The sequence below is a fragment of the Flavobacterium tructae genome (genome assembly GCF_002217475.1).
In the GTDB taxonomy this organism is placed as follows: Bacteria; Bacteroidota; Bacteroidia; order Flavobacteriales; family Flavobacteriaceae; genus Flavobacterium; species Flavobacterium tructae.
The window spans coordinates 13,573-27,352 of record NZ_MUHH01000051.1; the positions used below are offsets into that span (position 1 = coordinate 13,573).

13 protein-coding genes are annotated in these 13,780 nt (G+C 33.6%); 4 read left to right on the forward strand and 9 right to left on the reverse strand.

What is annotated here, in order from left to right; all coding sequences use genetic code 11:
- Positions 1-3: 3 nt before the first annotated feature.
- From B0A80_RS18935 to B0A80_RS18975, 9 genes are all read right to left on the reverse strand, one after another.
- A complete protein-coding gene (locus B0A80_RS18935) occupies positions 4-942 on the reverse strand; it encodes a PKD domain-containing protein (protein ID WP_070905590.1) in 939 nt (312 codons plus the stop codon).
- Positions 932-1,402, reverse strand: coding sequence for a type VI secretion system TssO (gene tssO / locus B0A80_RS18940; RefSeq protein WP_017496365.1), 471 nt, complete (start codon positions 1,400-1,402; stop codon positions 932-934). Before tssO ends, B0A80_RS18935 begins: the two co-directional genes overlap by 11 nt.
- Positions 1,399-1,902, reverse strand: coding sequence for a hypothetical protein (locus B0A80_RS18945; RefSeq protein WP_070905591.1), 504 nt, complete (start codon positions 1,900-1,902; stop codon positions 1,399-1,401). Before B0A80_RS18945 ends, tssO begins: the two co-directional genes overlap by 4 nt.
- 10 nt (positions 1,903-1,912) lie before the next feature.
- Complete coding sequence (locus tag B0A80_RS18950; RefSeq protein WP_070905592.1) at positions 1,913-3,049, reverse strand: hypothetical protein; 1,137 nt, start codon at positions 3,047-3,049, stop codon at positions 1,913-1,915.
- Between the two features lie 86 nt (positions 3,050-3,135).
- Positions 3,136-4,020: a TssN family type VI secretion system protein gene (locus tag B0A80_RS18955; RefSeq protein ID WP_165607894.1), complete on the reverse strand. Its 885-nt coding sequence runs from the start codon at positions 4,018-4,020 to the stop codon at positions 3,136-3,138.
- Between the two features lie 34 nt (positions 4,021-4,054).
- A complete protein-coding gene (locus tag B0A80_RS18960; protein WP_070905594.1) occupies positions 4,055-4,960 on the reverse strand; it encodes a hypothetical protein in 906 nt (301 codons plus the stop codon).
- A gap of 3 nt (positions 4,961-4,963) precedes the next feature.
- Positions 4,964-7,396: an AAA family ATPase gene (locus tag B0A80_RS18965; protein WP_070905595.1), complete on the reverse strand. Its 2,433-nt coding sequence runs from the start codon at positions 7,394-7,396 to the stop codon at positions 4,964-4,966.
- A 4-nt stretch (positions 7,397-7,400) separates the two neighbouring features.
- The gene (locus B0A80_RS18970; protein WP_089078319.1) at positions 7,401-9,158 is read right to left on the reverse strand and encodes a hypothetical protein; all 1,758 of its coding nucleotides are present in this window, start codon (positions 9,156-9,158) and stop codon (positions 7,401-7,403) included.
- An 8-nt stretch (positions 9,159-9,166) separates the two neighbouring features.
- The gene (locus tag B0A80_RS18975; RefSeq protein WP_017496372.1) at positions 9,167-9,586 is read right to left on the reverse strand and encodes a GPW/gp25 family protein; all 420 of its coding nucleotides are present in this window, start codon (positions 9,584-9,586) and stop codon (positions 9,167-9,169) included.
- 158 nt (positions 9,587-9,744) lie between these two features.
- Here B0A80_RS18975 and B0A80_RS18980 point away from each other — a divergent pair, with 158 nt between their 5' ends.
- The 4 genes from B0A80_RS18980 (at position 9,745) to lpxA (ending at position 13,187) form a co-directional block, all read left to right on the forward strand.
- The gene (locus B0A80_RS18980) at positions 9,745-10,200 is read left to right on the forward strand and encodes a hypothetical protein (RefSeq protein WP_026109973.1); all 456 of its coding nucleotides are present in this window, start codon (positions 9,745-9,747) and stop codon (positions 10,198-10,200) included.
- 2 nt (positions 10,201-10,202) lie between these two features.
- Positions 10,203-11,567: a DUF5458 family protein gene (locus tag B0A80_RS18985; protein ID WP_017496374.1), complete on the forward strand. Its 1,365-nt coding sequence runs from the start codon at positions 10,203-10,205 to the stop codon at positions 11,565-11,567.
- A gap of 218 nt (positions 11,568-11,785) precedes the next feature.
- Complete coding sequence (locus B0A80_RS18990) at positions 11,786-12,349, forward strand: Crp/Fnr family transcriptional regulator (protein ID WP_089078320.1); 564 nt, start codon at positions 11,786-11,788, stop codon at positions 12,347-12,349.
- A 64-nt stretch (positions 12,350-12,413) separates the two neighbouring features.
- Positions 12,414-13,187, forward strand: a complete 774-nt coding sequence (gene lpxA / locus B0A80_RS18995) for an acyl-ACP--UDP-N-acetylglucosamine O-acyltransferase (protein ID WP_089078321.1) — start codon at positions 12,414-12,416, stop codon at positions 13,185-13,187.
- Positions 13,188-13,780 lie beyond the last annotated feature (593 nt).

The following is a 13,780-nucleotide window of genomic DNA, read 5'->3' on the forward strand; positions in this document are numbered from 1 at the left end:
CTATTACTTTGTTTTATTTTTAGTTTTTTGGGTAATATTGATCTGCTTAAAGCACTTAATATTATCTAATTTCACATCCTCAATTATAGTTTCATTGCCTTCCAGATAATGAAGTCCCTGACAGTAACTTAAAAAATCGTTATATTTTTCTTCATTGACTACTACCACAACATCAGACAAATCGTTACAGATGTATTTATTTTTCAGATAATTAACCTGTTCTCTGTACGTTCTGGTATCTCTTGCTCCTAAATTAGCAATGGTCTGCAGTCTTTTTTTAATATCGTTTAATACAATACCTGACGAATCTACAGCCTCCGGTTCTTTGAAAGGTTCGTACAATTGAAGCACTTCAATTTCTTTTGTTATCGGATACTTCGTTTTGTCTGTTTCAAGCTTTACCGTATAAATTCCCGGCTGGGTAAAAATATAAATGGCTTGTTTTTCATAAGAATCTATGGTTCCCGTTTCGCCAAATTCCCAATACCAATTATTAGAACTCGGAGAATATCCGGTAAACACAATTTCCTCACCTACATAACCAAACTCCGGACAAAATATCTTGGTGATAGAATCTCTTGCCGTCAATCTTCTGCCGTTTACGATATTAATTTGCTTTGAAAAATCAAACTTGTCGTCAATTTTTAAGGTAACTAAATATTTTCCGGCTTTGTCATAAGTGTAGTTTACACTTCCTTTACTAACAATCGAATCACCGTTTCCAAAATACCAAACGGCTTTTTTATCTGATATTAGAGTACTGTCATTTATTTTAAAAGATAATTCCTCGTTTAATTCATACTGGTGATTACTATTGTCGTCAACAATCGAAAAATCAAGATTACTTAATCGTTTATTATAAGGAAATAGCAGTGCTACTATCACTAAAATTACCGCAATGCAAGACAAAAGGATAACTACTGTTCTGTTTTTAATGTTCATTTTTAAAATCTGCTTTACATTCGTTAAGACTTGTCTGTACCAGAGTATCGTTCTTTTTTACCGTACTTTCTTCCAGGTTTATCTCTAAAAAAACATTTAATAAGTTCCCGCCGATTAAGCAAAAATTATAGGACGAATGAAATTCGTTGTCTTTATAAAGCTGTTTGTACTCTGAAATATTTCTTTTTACTTCATCGATACGCTGTACCTGATTAATGTCGTATTTTATCGTATCAATGGTTTTGAAAATTAACTTCGATTTATTGGCATAGTCTACCTTAATCTTCTGCATTTTTTCATAATCATTAATTCTGTTCAGCATATCCGTATTATTAAAATCCGGTGTCTTAAGTAAAAACTTGGTAAGACCAATAAATATGACACAGGCGCTAATGATAAATAATAAATTGAACTTGGCTTTCTTCCAATAGGTTTCGTCAAAAATTATTGCCTTCTTCATGATTTGGTGCTATTTTTTTTATTTTCGAGTTTATGTTTTTCAATACAATTTTTAAGCTGATTACTTTTGATTTCGTAGCTTGTTGCTGCTTCTTTTAAAACATCAATCTTAGTTTGTATACGCTGCAATTCAACCAAAAGTTCCTCATACAAACCAAAAGAATTGGTCAGATTTGTTTTTGATTTTTGAATCTCATTATTGATTGCAAATCTTTTTTCGTTGATCAGGGACTGAAGGTTTTTACGTTCATTTAAAGTTCTGTCCTTAAATCTTAAGTCATTGATTTCGATCAGGATTTCACCCAGAAGCAAGTTCATTTCGCCCTGTTTTACTGCAATATCATTGTAGTATTTGTGTTTTTGCTCTAACTCGGCAGCACCTTTATTGGCCGTTATCAGCGTAATAAAAAGACAGCCGAAAATAAAAGTAAACGTTGTAAAAAAGAGGATTAAAAATCTGCGTTTTTGAGTCGCTATTTTAGGAGAATTAAGTGGTTTCATAGCGCTATGTTTAATCTAATATTGACCATGTATTGCTCTTTGGTGCTGCCACTTTCGTTTCCTCACTAATTACAATGTTCTCTTTTCTGATTCCGATATACTCCAGTTCACTTAATTTTTGCCATAAGCGCTTCAAAATTCCTAGAAACTGATTCAGTTTTTCAAGTGTTTGTGCGATATCGTTGTGGTCGTATACGGCACTTTTTGCTTCAAACAATACACTCAATAACTCCGAAGGTTTTACATCAATCCATTCATAATAGTACTGCAGCAGCACCTCTTTTTCTTTGTCATCCATTAAAGTCAATGTCGAAATAAGATGATTCGCCAAAACAATTATTCTGTCAAACATATACACCGGAGATTCCTCAGGAGCGACATTTTTAAGATAAAAACAGTTTTCTGAATAGTACCCGATTATTTTGGTACATAAACTAAACGTGTTCGACACCAGTCTGTTATTAGAAGAGTTTTGCACATTTTTTTTATGAATTTTAATCGAGAAATCATTTAACTGATACAATTCAGTGTTTACTTTCGCTATAAACTGATTCAGGATTTCATTGTTTTTAGTCTTAACAACAGGAGCGATGTACTTGTTGTCTTCGATAAAAGTTCCGTTTTGGAATATTATCTTTTTGACAATTAAAAAGTAACCCGATAAAAAATTATCATTTACCTCTTTTTTATTGATGATGTGTAATTTGATTTCCGGAAGGGCATGCGGATGGTGCAATGGAATGATTTCCGGATCAGGAATACCTACAGGAATTAAATCATAAGGATTAACGGAAACAATCACGTAATAATGCTCAAAAGAATTTCGATCTAAGTCGTTTGCATTAATACTTACTTCCGGAAGTTTGGTGCCATAAATATCCTGATTAAAAGAAATTATATGACCATTTTTAGCAATTACTTCGCATTTTTTCAAGTAGGCAACCAGCTGTCCTCCCTCAATTTTTATCTCAATGTCTATCGATTTATTTCCCGCCGGCTGGATACAGCCATAATTAAAATTGTTTAGCTGAACTTTGTTATAATCGCTGACAATTGTTACGTAATTGAAATAATTATTGATAAAATGGTCTTTCGTAAGTTTTACACCGTCTGTCCAGTTGATTGGTAAATGAATGTTTGATTTCATAATCCTGAAGTTTGTTTTATGGTATTTGTTAATCTCTTTTCCCTTTTTAGCCCAAATGGTTTTAAAGAAAAAGATATGGTATTAAATTATTCATCCAGACCGTTTTCATGTCTGTTTAAAGCAACTCTTTTAGCAAAAATCGTCTGTTTATTTTTCAATTTACTTTCAGAAATGGTTCTGTAAGGACTCAAATTCTTGATAAACAAAGGAAAGCTGAAGTATTTTGCCGTATAAAAAGTCCATCCTGTATCTTCATTTTCTGCGCTGGATTCGATAGCATCATTAGGGAATCTGTAATTCTGGTCTTCTATAAACTTATCAAACCAACTCCCCAGATTGACGTCCTGAGCAATTTTTACATCAAATTTTGAAAAGAATTCAGAATTCGCTTTTTTTCTGATGTGTATGGACACCTGCATGAGGCGGAACTTATCGATATTATCCCAATATTCGAAATCCTTGCGTTCTTTTCCCACTCTCCAGTATTCGTAGAAAGGCTCAGGAATTTGCAGGTATTTGTTCTTTGATTCCTGAAAAAAGATAGGTACAAACAGCCACAAAATATTAAGCATACTAATGTGAGCGTAACTCGATATGGCGATGTAGTTGAAAACAAGATAATAAATCCAGGAAGAGAGAATCGCTATTATTAAAAACATAAACACTTTGGCCAGAACATTATTCTGTATCCCTACTTTTTGAAATAAAGCTGTATTCATGAAATACACCAGTGCGATTCCAAGTATGATGTAGTAGATCACCGAAAATAATAAGCCAAACCAGATAAATTCATTGTTAAAGAAAGCAAATAAACAGGGCAAAGCTGCTATAATCGAAAAACATAAAGTAAATATTATGGCCGCTTTTGTTTTGATTTTCACATTTGAAAACTGGCTCATAATCAGCGTTATGATTAAAATCAAAAACGGAGCTAATAGGTATTTTAAGAAAAAGGGTAGTATTGTATTCATATCTGAATGTTATCTCATTATTATGGTTTAAAAATTATAAAATGGTATTTATGCCCAAATAGTTCTCGTTTAGTTTGATGCCTAACTGATAATTATTAAAAAAGACGATATCAATTTTTCTGTTACTAATGATAAAATACTCTAATACTTTACGCGTTAGGTTCATCTTACGTTCTAGTATCTTATAATCTATATTTCCTTCAAAATATAGCGCAACCTCTACATCGTCTATCTCACTTTCTACCGCTCCGCAAAGTCCCAGATTGAATCCTAATGTTCCTTCACTTAATTCCAAAAAAGGAGAATCGGTGAAAACATGCTTCTTGTATTTTAATTTGACTACATTACCCAATAAAGTTTCCAGTACTTTCTCCAGTTCCGGAAGATTCTCTTTCAGTCTATCGGCTTCACACAGATAAATAAAGAGATTCTTTTTTTGTGTATGAGACAGGTCAAAATCAATGGCGACTAATTCATCTACTATTTTCAGAAACAAATCAATCTTATCATTAAACAAGTGAAGACTTCTGATCGCAAAATTTGAATTTGCTGCAAAAAGTTCATTGTCAAAAGGCATAAAAAAATCTAAAGCATTATTTTCAGCTTTTTTATTTTCTCTTACTGCTTCTACAATTTCCTTATTTGACATCGTAGAATTACTAACCGATAAAGGATGAAAAAGTAATTCGGGTAAATTATGGTAGATGCTGTTTTTGGCCAAATGCAGCACCAGCGCCTCTTTGGTAAATCTCGAATCTTCCTGATACAGCATCGACGAGAGATCAATAGCGTCCCTTGAATTGTGTCTTTTTGAAAGGCCTTTGTGTCTGACAAAGACTTCGGTTTCCTTTTTAAGAATATTTTGCAATTCATAAAAAAGAATTTCTCCTCTCAAATTAAAGTTAAGCTGTTGTTTTAAAACTGCGATATCCTGTTCCATATCTTACTTCTTTTCCCAGATAAATTCATCCTCTTTTATATCCAAAACAATACTTTCATTCTCTAAAATAGCTTCGGATATAATTAGTTTTGAAATGGTTTTCTTTAGATAAGTTCGTACGGTTCCCGCAATAGGTCTGGCCCCATATTTTTTAGAAAATCCTTTATTGGTCAGATATTCTAAGGCCGAATCAGATAAATCAAACGAAATATTTTTGATCGTTCGTAACTGTTCCTGCAGACGGCTAAGATGCAATTTAAAAATAGCTTTGGCGATTTCTATATTGATCGGCGCAAATGGAACTACTTCAGTCAAACGTCCTAAAAACTCAGGTCTGAAGTGCTGACTCATAATATCAATCAACTGATTAGAAGTGGGTAAATGACCGCTTTCTATCTGCTCCTGAATCCATTGGCTTCCAATATTTGAGGTGAAAATGATAATCGCATTCGAAAAATCACCTTCACGCCCCAATTTATCATGTACTTTTCCTTCGTCCATAATCTGCAAAAACACATCGTAAACCGAACTGTGCGCTTTCTCGATCTCATCAAAAAGTACCACCGAATAAGGTTTTTGTCTGATTTTATTCACCAGCATCCCTCCTTCTTCATACCCCACATATCCCGGAGGTGCACCATACAATAACGCCGCCGAATGTTCTTCTTTAAACTCGGACATATCAAAACGAATCATCGCATTTTCGTCATCAAACAATAACTCTGCAAGTGTTTTAGTTAATTCTGTCTTTCCCGTCCCGGTTGGTCCCAAAAAGAAGAATGAACCAATAGGCTGTTTCGGGTTACTCAAGCCACTTCGGGATTCGATTATGGCTTCTGAAAGTGTTTTAATAGCATGTGCCTGCCCTTTTACTCTCTCCTGTAATTTGTCTTCAATCGTTAACAATTTCTCCTTTTCTCCTGCACTTATTTTTCCTAATGGAATTCCGGTTGCATTAGAAACGACCGCCAAAATTTCAGACTTTTTAACCACGATGATTTTTTCTTTTGCTATGGCTTCAATATCAGCTGCTAATTTTTCGATCTCCTCAAAAGTGATTACTTCATCTTTTTGTTTTTTTGAATTTTCGGCAGCACTAATTTTACTGGTTACCACACAACTAATTCTGTTGAATATTTCTTTTTTCAGCAAACTCATCCTTGATTCGTCGGATGGGTCAGCTTCATTTATCTGCTCTTTTATTTTTACAATTTCAACTAATGAATTGGCATTTGAAACAATTACCGACGAAGCTGTTCGGTCTAATAAATCAATGGCTCCGTAAGGCAGTTTCTTTTCTTTATAAAATCTTTTAGACAGATGAATAGCTTCTTCTATAATTTCATCGTCAATCCCTATTTTATAATGTTTTTCTAATTTATTTTTATAAATCCCCAGACATTCCACTAATAAAGCGTGGTCCAGTTCTTCGATAAAAATATTTTCAAACTTTCCGTCAATAGTCGTTCCTTCAATCGATTTTCGATACGAATCTGAATCAATAGAAGCAATAATGTTAATCGTTCCCTGTGTTAACTGCGTATTGATGATATTGATTACCGCATTTGATTTTGAGCTTGATGAATTTAACAGCACCTGTATGTCATCGATAAAAAGAATGCTCTTTCCGTTCTTGGATAATTTTTCGAAAATTTCAATCAATTTCTTCGAAACCTCGTTTTCACCATTGCAATTGGCAACAAGTTTAGCTACGTTTAAAGAAAGTACCAGCGTTTCTTCAAAAAAATTAGGATCTGTTTCGTGTAAACTGGAAATCAGATTTTTGATGATACTTGTTTTTCCAATACCCGACTCTCCAATCAGTAAAATTCCGTGATTTTCGTATCGTTCAATGTTTTCAAGTATCAGTCTAACTTCCTTATTTCGTCCAATAATGGCACTTCCCTCTTCGATTATATTTTTTCTGTAGAGCGTATCACAATAATTAATATCAACAGTTTCTTCTTTATCGTCATTATCGACGAGACTAAAACTTTTTTGAGTATTGCGAAGCCCAAAATGTTTTAAAAGTTCTTTATCGCTTAAATTTAAACCGTCGATCTGTTTATCACTGTACACCAATCCGGGTTTAATAATGGCGATAAAAACACAAAAAGCATCAATAGAATCTGATCCCAATCTGATTTTATTGAAATTCGATTCGGTAAAGACATTTTCAATCTCTGCATCGGCAATAATAATATTATCATTGCTTTGAGTCGAAGTGTATACTTCCTTTCTTACGTCAAACCATTCTCTTATGTAATCTATGTCTTTTGATAATGTTTTTAAAACCTCTGTCAATCCCGTTGGCTCATATAACAGTGCATAGGCTAAATGCGGAACACCATAAGTGCTATGTCCATCCTGAATGGCCAACGATTTAGCAGATTTAATGGCAGATAGTAAGCTGGGGCTGTAATCTAATTCATTCATAACTTTAGTTTATGGTAATTTGAAATGGGATGTTCATCACGGATTGTTTCTCTAAGGTTTCCTTTAAAAACAATCCTATTTTTTGCTTGTTTTCTATCTGTAAAGCGTACTTATCCTGCAAAATAACTTTTACATCAATCGTTCTGAATACTCCTTTTTTTCTTTCATTGCTAATGCCCACTCCATCTGTAATCAGTACCTCTTTTGTAATGTTTCTTAAATGATAATGAACCGCAGATTTTATGTCTTGTTTCGTTACCAGTCGCTCTTTGGATAAAAAACCATATCGAAGATTGATTAATTTCTCGACTTTGTTATTTCTATAAATTCCGCCAAGAGAAGTCGTTTCAAAAACAGTAGAATCCTGGACTAATTCAGATAAGACCGTTTGTTTTAAAACAGTACCTTTTTTTAAGTTATTAGCCACCTGACCGTTCGAAGTCCAATACGAACAGTACAAAATTTTAGATTTATCGGTTTCATGAATCAGAGCATAAACTTCCTCTTCGTTCACCTGACTGTAACTGCTGGTAATTTTACTTTCAATTGAATTGATTTCTTCATTGATTTTAGTCATTGTCGCATCAATATAATCGGCATTGATATTCGAAAATGAACTGATGTCTTCACGTAAAGCTCTGGCTAATTTTTTAAGGAAAAACTTTGCCGTTCTGGAATCGTAATTCTCTAATCCGCCATAAAAAACGGTATAGGTATTTGAAGTGATAGCGTTAGGCTGCTTGATACCATTGATGAATTCGATGTTTTTTTCGTTAAAAACTTTCATCACATCTAAAAAGTGTGTGTTTCTCTCTGCCTTCATCGGAAACAGACGTCCTTCTACCTGAGCATTATGAACTCTGTTGTTCAGTTTTCGGTTGACGATCGGAAATGTGTTGATTTTTATCTGAATTTTATCAAGCTCCTGTTTGGTAAAGATTTCAGGAAATACGAACTCTAACCAAATAAGTTCGGTATTCTTTTTAGCAGATTTTAATGCTTCTTTTTCAATGTTGAATTTATCGAGTAAAGACTCGTAAACCAACTTCTCCGGATTCAGTCTTAACTTGTAAATAAAATTTTTATAGTATGATTTTATCGCTTCAACGTAATGCTTGTTGTCCTGAACTTCCGCAAAACTTTCATTTTCAAAATCAATAGCATTTCCGTGAGTATCTCTTACCGTAACAAACTGTAAAAAAGCATCTAACGAGGAATTCTCTGTAACAAATGTAAATTTCAAAGAATTTAATTTCTCCAGATTTTCTCTTGAAATATCCAGTCCAATCCACATCCTGTGATCAGAAATTTTACAATGCACCGGCAAGCGATTCACATTTTTGAAAGAATCGATCAATAAGGAATCATAAAGTTGAAAACCAACCTCACCCTCTATAATGCTTTCGTTGGTAAAGGGAGTAAAATGAATATCATAATCAACATTGGTTGCGAAAGTCGATTTTATAATAAATTCGGCATCACTGTTGAGTACCACAATACCATTTGTTGCTGCTGTACTTGCTAAAGCGTGTGCCGGCATAGGTAAATTCCATTGACTTGGCACAATTTCCTGAGCAATGCGTTCAATAATTTTATTATCAGATTCGATTCCTTCGTGATACAAATAATAAAGTTCATGAACAAAAACGTCTAATAACATCATGACCAAAGGGTCGGCCATGTTAATATTTTCAATTCCCCAGATCTCTAAACACTTCTTTTGTATTCTGTTTTTTATTTCAATAAACTTAACGTCTTTCATATTTTGTACTATTGAGAAATTGGGCTTATATTCAATTTTGTGTGAAAGCTAAATGGCATCAGACTTTCGATAATATCACCTTTTACGACTATGTTTGCTTTTCTTCTTATGCTTGATCCCAGTTCTGTATTATCAATTTCATCTAACGAAATAGTGACTTCACTTAAGGTTAGTCTCCTCTCAAATTCAGTAATCGACTTTAACAGGGATTTTCTAACCAAATCCTCCCAATCTCTTTTCTTTATATGCTGATTAAACTCCAGGTCCCAGATGACAGATCCGTAATTTGGGATCTCCGGAATCTCTCCAAATGAAGTGGTAATAATCATCATAATGTTATAAGCAATCGATTCCTCTATCTTACAAAAATTATCCTGTGAACCTCTCACCAAAGACTTAAAATTAACAGGGTATTTCAGGTATTTCATCTTTTGTCGAAATTAAGTTGTTTTTTATAAAACTAAAGCTTTAATTTTTAATTTTAACACATTGCTACAAAACTCCAAATAAAATACTTACAAATCAATATTATTTTAAAGTATTTTTTTACTAGTTTTACAAAATCAACTAAAAATCTTATAAAATTATGAGCATGTTCAATTATGGTATTGGTGGCAATGAAGTAAAAGTTGACGCCAGTGAATCAATTTTGGAAATTCCTTCGAACAGAACATTACTAATTCAAAAACTTACAAATGAGCAGCCGGTAGGACCCGAAGCTGTCTATGATTTGCAGACTGTAGAAGCGGTTTTTGAGAAGTACAAACCTAGCGTAGACTTTGAATTTACAACGGAACAAGGTTCCGATTTAAACGAATCGATGGTCTTCCAAAACTTAGGAGATTTTGGAGCAAAATCTATAAAAGAAAACAGTCCTTTTCTTAATAAATTAAACACTGAAAAGGAACAAGCGTATAAAATTGTTCGCCAGCTTTCGAGCAACAGAGCTTTAATAAAAGCGATCCAGGATCCGGCAGTTAAAGAAGCAGTAATCGAATTACTTCAAAACGCTAAGAACGAAATTAACAACAACAAACAGTAAATATGGCAACTCAAACTAAAGAACAAAAAGTTCAAGGTTCTTCAAGCGAACAATTAGTACAAGACTCCCCAAGCAAAATAAACCTGTTAAACGAATATGGAGGTTTTGCTTTCTTAGAAAACGTAATCGACGGATTATCAAACTTAAACCCAACCAGAAAAGCCAGAAAAAATATCTTTCTAAACGATGCTCAATGGGAAAGCGAGAGAACAACTCTTAACAACAGACTTGATTTGTGGCTGGATTTACTAAAAGGAAATGATTCTGTTGAATCAATGATCGAAGTGGCCAATGCAAAAGCAACATCAGCAGATGCAACATTAAATAAAAACCTGAAATACGCCTTAAACACTACAAGAGAATTAGAAACTTCGTATCGTAGTGTCGCTTTATTCTATAAAAATGCCGAAAGCGATAAAATCAAGAACGTAACGATCGTAAACGCTGATATAACGCAATTAAAAGATTTAGACAATACTTTGTTTATTGATTATGTTTCGAATGAATTAAAGCAAAATTTTGACCGTCTTGATTTGAGAAAAAACTACTCTATACTTTCAGTTCCGGGATATTTAGGTTCTAACGCTGTTTTAGAAAAATGGTCTAAAATAGCTCATGAGAATAAAACAGTATTACTAACTGACTTCCAGGATCTTGAAACTCCGGATGATGTTATCGATATCTTCTTCAATGCCAATCATACTGGTGGTGATGTGTACAAATCAAACACTATTATGACTTGTAACTATTTGTTAGGAAGAAGTAAAAATAACGAAGTTGGAGAAGAGGACAATCTTTATGTACCACCATCGACTTCTTTAGCAGGTAAAATATACAAAACATTGATGTCTCAGGTAGTTGCCGGTAAAAAATTCGGAGGCTTAAACGAGGTAGAAAGTGTTCGTTTTGACCTGAAGAAAAGCGAAATCTCAGAAATTGAAAAAATGGGATTGGTACCAATGGTTAATGAGTACAGTAAAATTATGGCTTTCTCTGCTAAAACATTGTTCAACGGAGACAACTTAGGTTTACAAACCTACTCTGTAGTACGTGTATTCGACCATATTACCAAAGTACTTTTCGATTTCTTAAACAGAAGAGCTTTCGAGAACTGGACTACCAGAACTGAAGCCGATTTAAGAAGCCAAATCATTAAGTTCCTTGACGGAATCAAAGGACCTACTAATCTTATTGAAAAGTTTACAGTAATGAAAATTGAGCAGGATAAAACTCAAAAAGACAGAATCTTACTTGATATCCACATCACACCATACTTCCCGGCTAAAAGTTTCGTAATTCAATTAGACGGACACAAAGGAGATGGTCCTGAAGAAGCTGTTTGGCATAGTGACTACAAGCAGGTCTAATTCACTTCTACCCTAAAATCTACCCCAAAAAATACTCTTTTGGGGTTCTTTTTTTTACAGGTCATCTAAATAAAAAAGGTATCTAAACAAAACAGAATTCGCATAATACACTCTTCAACGTTTATAATGATAGTTCCTCTAAGAAATAAACTATATTCGTTATTAATTAAACCTGAATTAGATTTAATTTCACTAAATAAACCAACTAAATAAGGGCAATGGAAGAGCTTCTTGCATTTATAAACAGTTTTCAGCCACTGGATCAAGAGACCGAAAAGGCAATAAAAAATTTATTTAAAGAAGAATCCTACAATAAAAATGAGGTTATTATAAAAGAAAAACAAATTTGCCAAAAAATTTACTTTATAAAATCCGGTTCAGTGCGAAGATTTTTCTATAATGACGGAGAAGAGATAACTAAATGGATTTATACCGATCATCAATTCATCACTTCATTGAGTAGTTTTTTTGAACAGAAACCCTCATTTGAGCTTTTTCAGGCATGTGAGGACACCACACTTTATTCATTATCTCATACAGATGAGCAAATTCTATTAGAATATCCATTATTTTCTAAATTCTATATTAAGCTGCTTAGAATTTATCTTTCAAAATTAAATGAGTTTCATCATTTTTATAAATCCATGAATGCTCAGGATAAATATTTCTACTTATTAAATTCATTTCCAACTATTATTGCAAAATCAAAACTAAAACATATTGCCTCGCTTATCGGTGTAAGTCAAGAGACATTGAGCAGAATCAGATCTTCAATTAATTGATTTTACATCAAGAAAAAATCATTATATTTTTCCAACATTTGCTTTTCACATAAAGACAATCAAATTGAAAAATATAGCTATAGGCAAAAATGCAATTATTGGAAAAAATGTTCATATTGGTAATTACACTACTATTGAAAATGATGTAATTATTGGTGATAACACCTGGATCGGCAATAATGTAAACCTACTTGACGGCGCGAGAATCGGCAGGAATTGCCAAATACATTCCAATGCAGTATTATCAGGAACCTCACAAGATTTAAAATACAAAAACGAATATAGTACACTGGAAATAGGAGACAATAATATTATCCGAGAATTTGTTACTATAAACAAAGGAACTCAATCAAAACAAAAAACAGTAATTGGGAATCATAATTTAATCATGTCCAACACTCACATCGGACATGATTGTTTCATTGGTAATAACTGCATTATAGGTTTTAATGTGGGAATGGCAGGAGAAGTAAAGGTCGGTGATTACGCAAATATCAGCGGATTAACAGCAATTCATCAATTTTCGATTATTGGAGAGCATACTATGATTAGCGGCATGAGTCGTATTGTCAAAGATATACCTCCGTATATACTCGTTGCGCGTGAACCTTTAAGTTTTGCAGGGTTGAATACCATTGGTTTAAGAAGAAGAGGTTTTAAGATTGAAAAAATGCAAGAACTCCAAGAAATATATCGCATTATCTTTCAGCAAAAGAGAAATACTTCTCATGCATTAGACTTTATAGAAAAGCACATGAAGCAAACTTATGAACGTGATAAAATATTAGATTTTATAAAAAATTCATCCCGTGGAATTGTAAAAGGAAATAGCATTTAATCATACCAATATCTCTTATTTAAATATCTATCTATTAAAGACAACAATTATTATGGCGTTCCCCTTTGGGTCGGGCTGTCCGCTAAATCTTTTGCGATAGAAGTTTCAGGGAATTTTAAATGTACGGTAATCGCAAAAGGATATCGCTTCCATCCCTAACGCATATCATGATAAAAAGAATATTCAAAGAAAAAAAGGACTAAAGTTTTTAACCGCAAAGCCCGCAAAGGTATACGCAAAGCACGCAAGGAAAAAGGACTGAAAGCCCGAAAAGCAAAGAGCATGGTGCAAAGCACTATGAACCAAAATAAACGGTAAGTATCGCCCTGAAAGGGCAAAAGCCATCTACAGCAAATAAAAAAATCCGCCCCAATCCGTGTTTTCGCCTAGCAAATCCGTATCATCCATTAGTCACTTACTAACCGCTAAGTCCGCAAAGGCCTACGCAAAGCGCGCAAGGAAAAAGGGCTGAAAGCCCGAAAAGCAAAGAGCATGGTGCGAAGCACTATGAACCAAAATGAACAGTAAATATCGCCCTGAAAGGGCAAAAGCAATTTTCACTCCTGTAAATCAAAAAAAAATCCGTTCCAATC

Excerpts from the sequence above, each read along its gene's own strand:
- B0A80_RS18990 (WP_089078320.1), top strand. The coding sequence starts at position 11,786 with ATGGAAGAGCTTCTTGCATTTATAAACAGTTTTCAGCCACTGGATCAA.
- B0A80_RS18965 (WP_070905595.1), bottom strand. The coding sequence starts at position 7,396 with ATGAATGAATTAGATTACAGCCCCAGCTTACTATCTGCCATTAAATCT.
- B0A80_RS18970 (WP_089078319.1), bottom strand. The coding sequence starts at position 9,158 with ATGAAAGACGTTAAGTTTATTGAAATAAAAAACAGAATACAAAAGAAG.
- B0A80_RS18960 (WP_070905594.1), bottom strand. The coding sequence starts at position 4,960 with ATGGAACAGGATATCGCAGTTTTAAAACAACAGCTTAACTTTAATTTG.
- B0A80_RS18980 (WP_026109973.1), top strand. The coding sequence starts at position 9,745 with ATGAGCATGTTCAATTATGGTATTGGTGGCAATGAAGTAAAAGTTGAC.
- B0A80_RS18945 (WP_070905591.1), bottom strand. The coding sequence starts at position 1,902 with ATGAAACCACTTAATTCTCCTAAAATAGCGACTCAAAAACGCAGATTT.
- B0A80_RS18950 (WP_070905592.1), bottom strand. The coding sequence starts at position 3,049 with ATGAAATCAAACATTCATTTACCAATCAACTGGACAGACGGTGTAAAA.
- B0A80_RS18975 (WP_017496372.1), bottom strand. The coding sequence starts at position 9,586 with ATGAAATACCTGAAATACCCTGTTAATTTTAAGTCTTTGGTGAGAGGT.
- B0A80_RS18985 (WP_017496374.1), top strand. The coding sequence starts at position 10,203 with ATGGCAACTCAAACTAAAGAACAAAAAGTTCAAGGTTCTTCAAGCGAA.
- B0A80_RS18955 (WP_165607894.1), bottom strand. The coding sequence starts at position 4,020 with ATGAATACAATACTACCCTTTTTCTTAAAATACCTATTAGCTCCGTTT.
- B0A80_RS18935 (WP_070905590.1), bottom strand. The coding sequence starts at position 942 with ATGAACATTAAAAACAGAACAGTAGTTATCCTTTTGTCTTGCATTGCG.
- tssO (WP_017496365.1), bottom strand. The coding sequence starts at position 1,402 with ATGAAGAAGGCAATAATTTTTGACGAAACCTATTGGAAGAAAGCCAAG.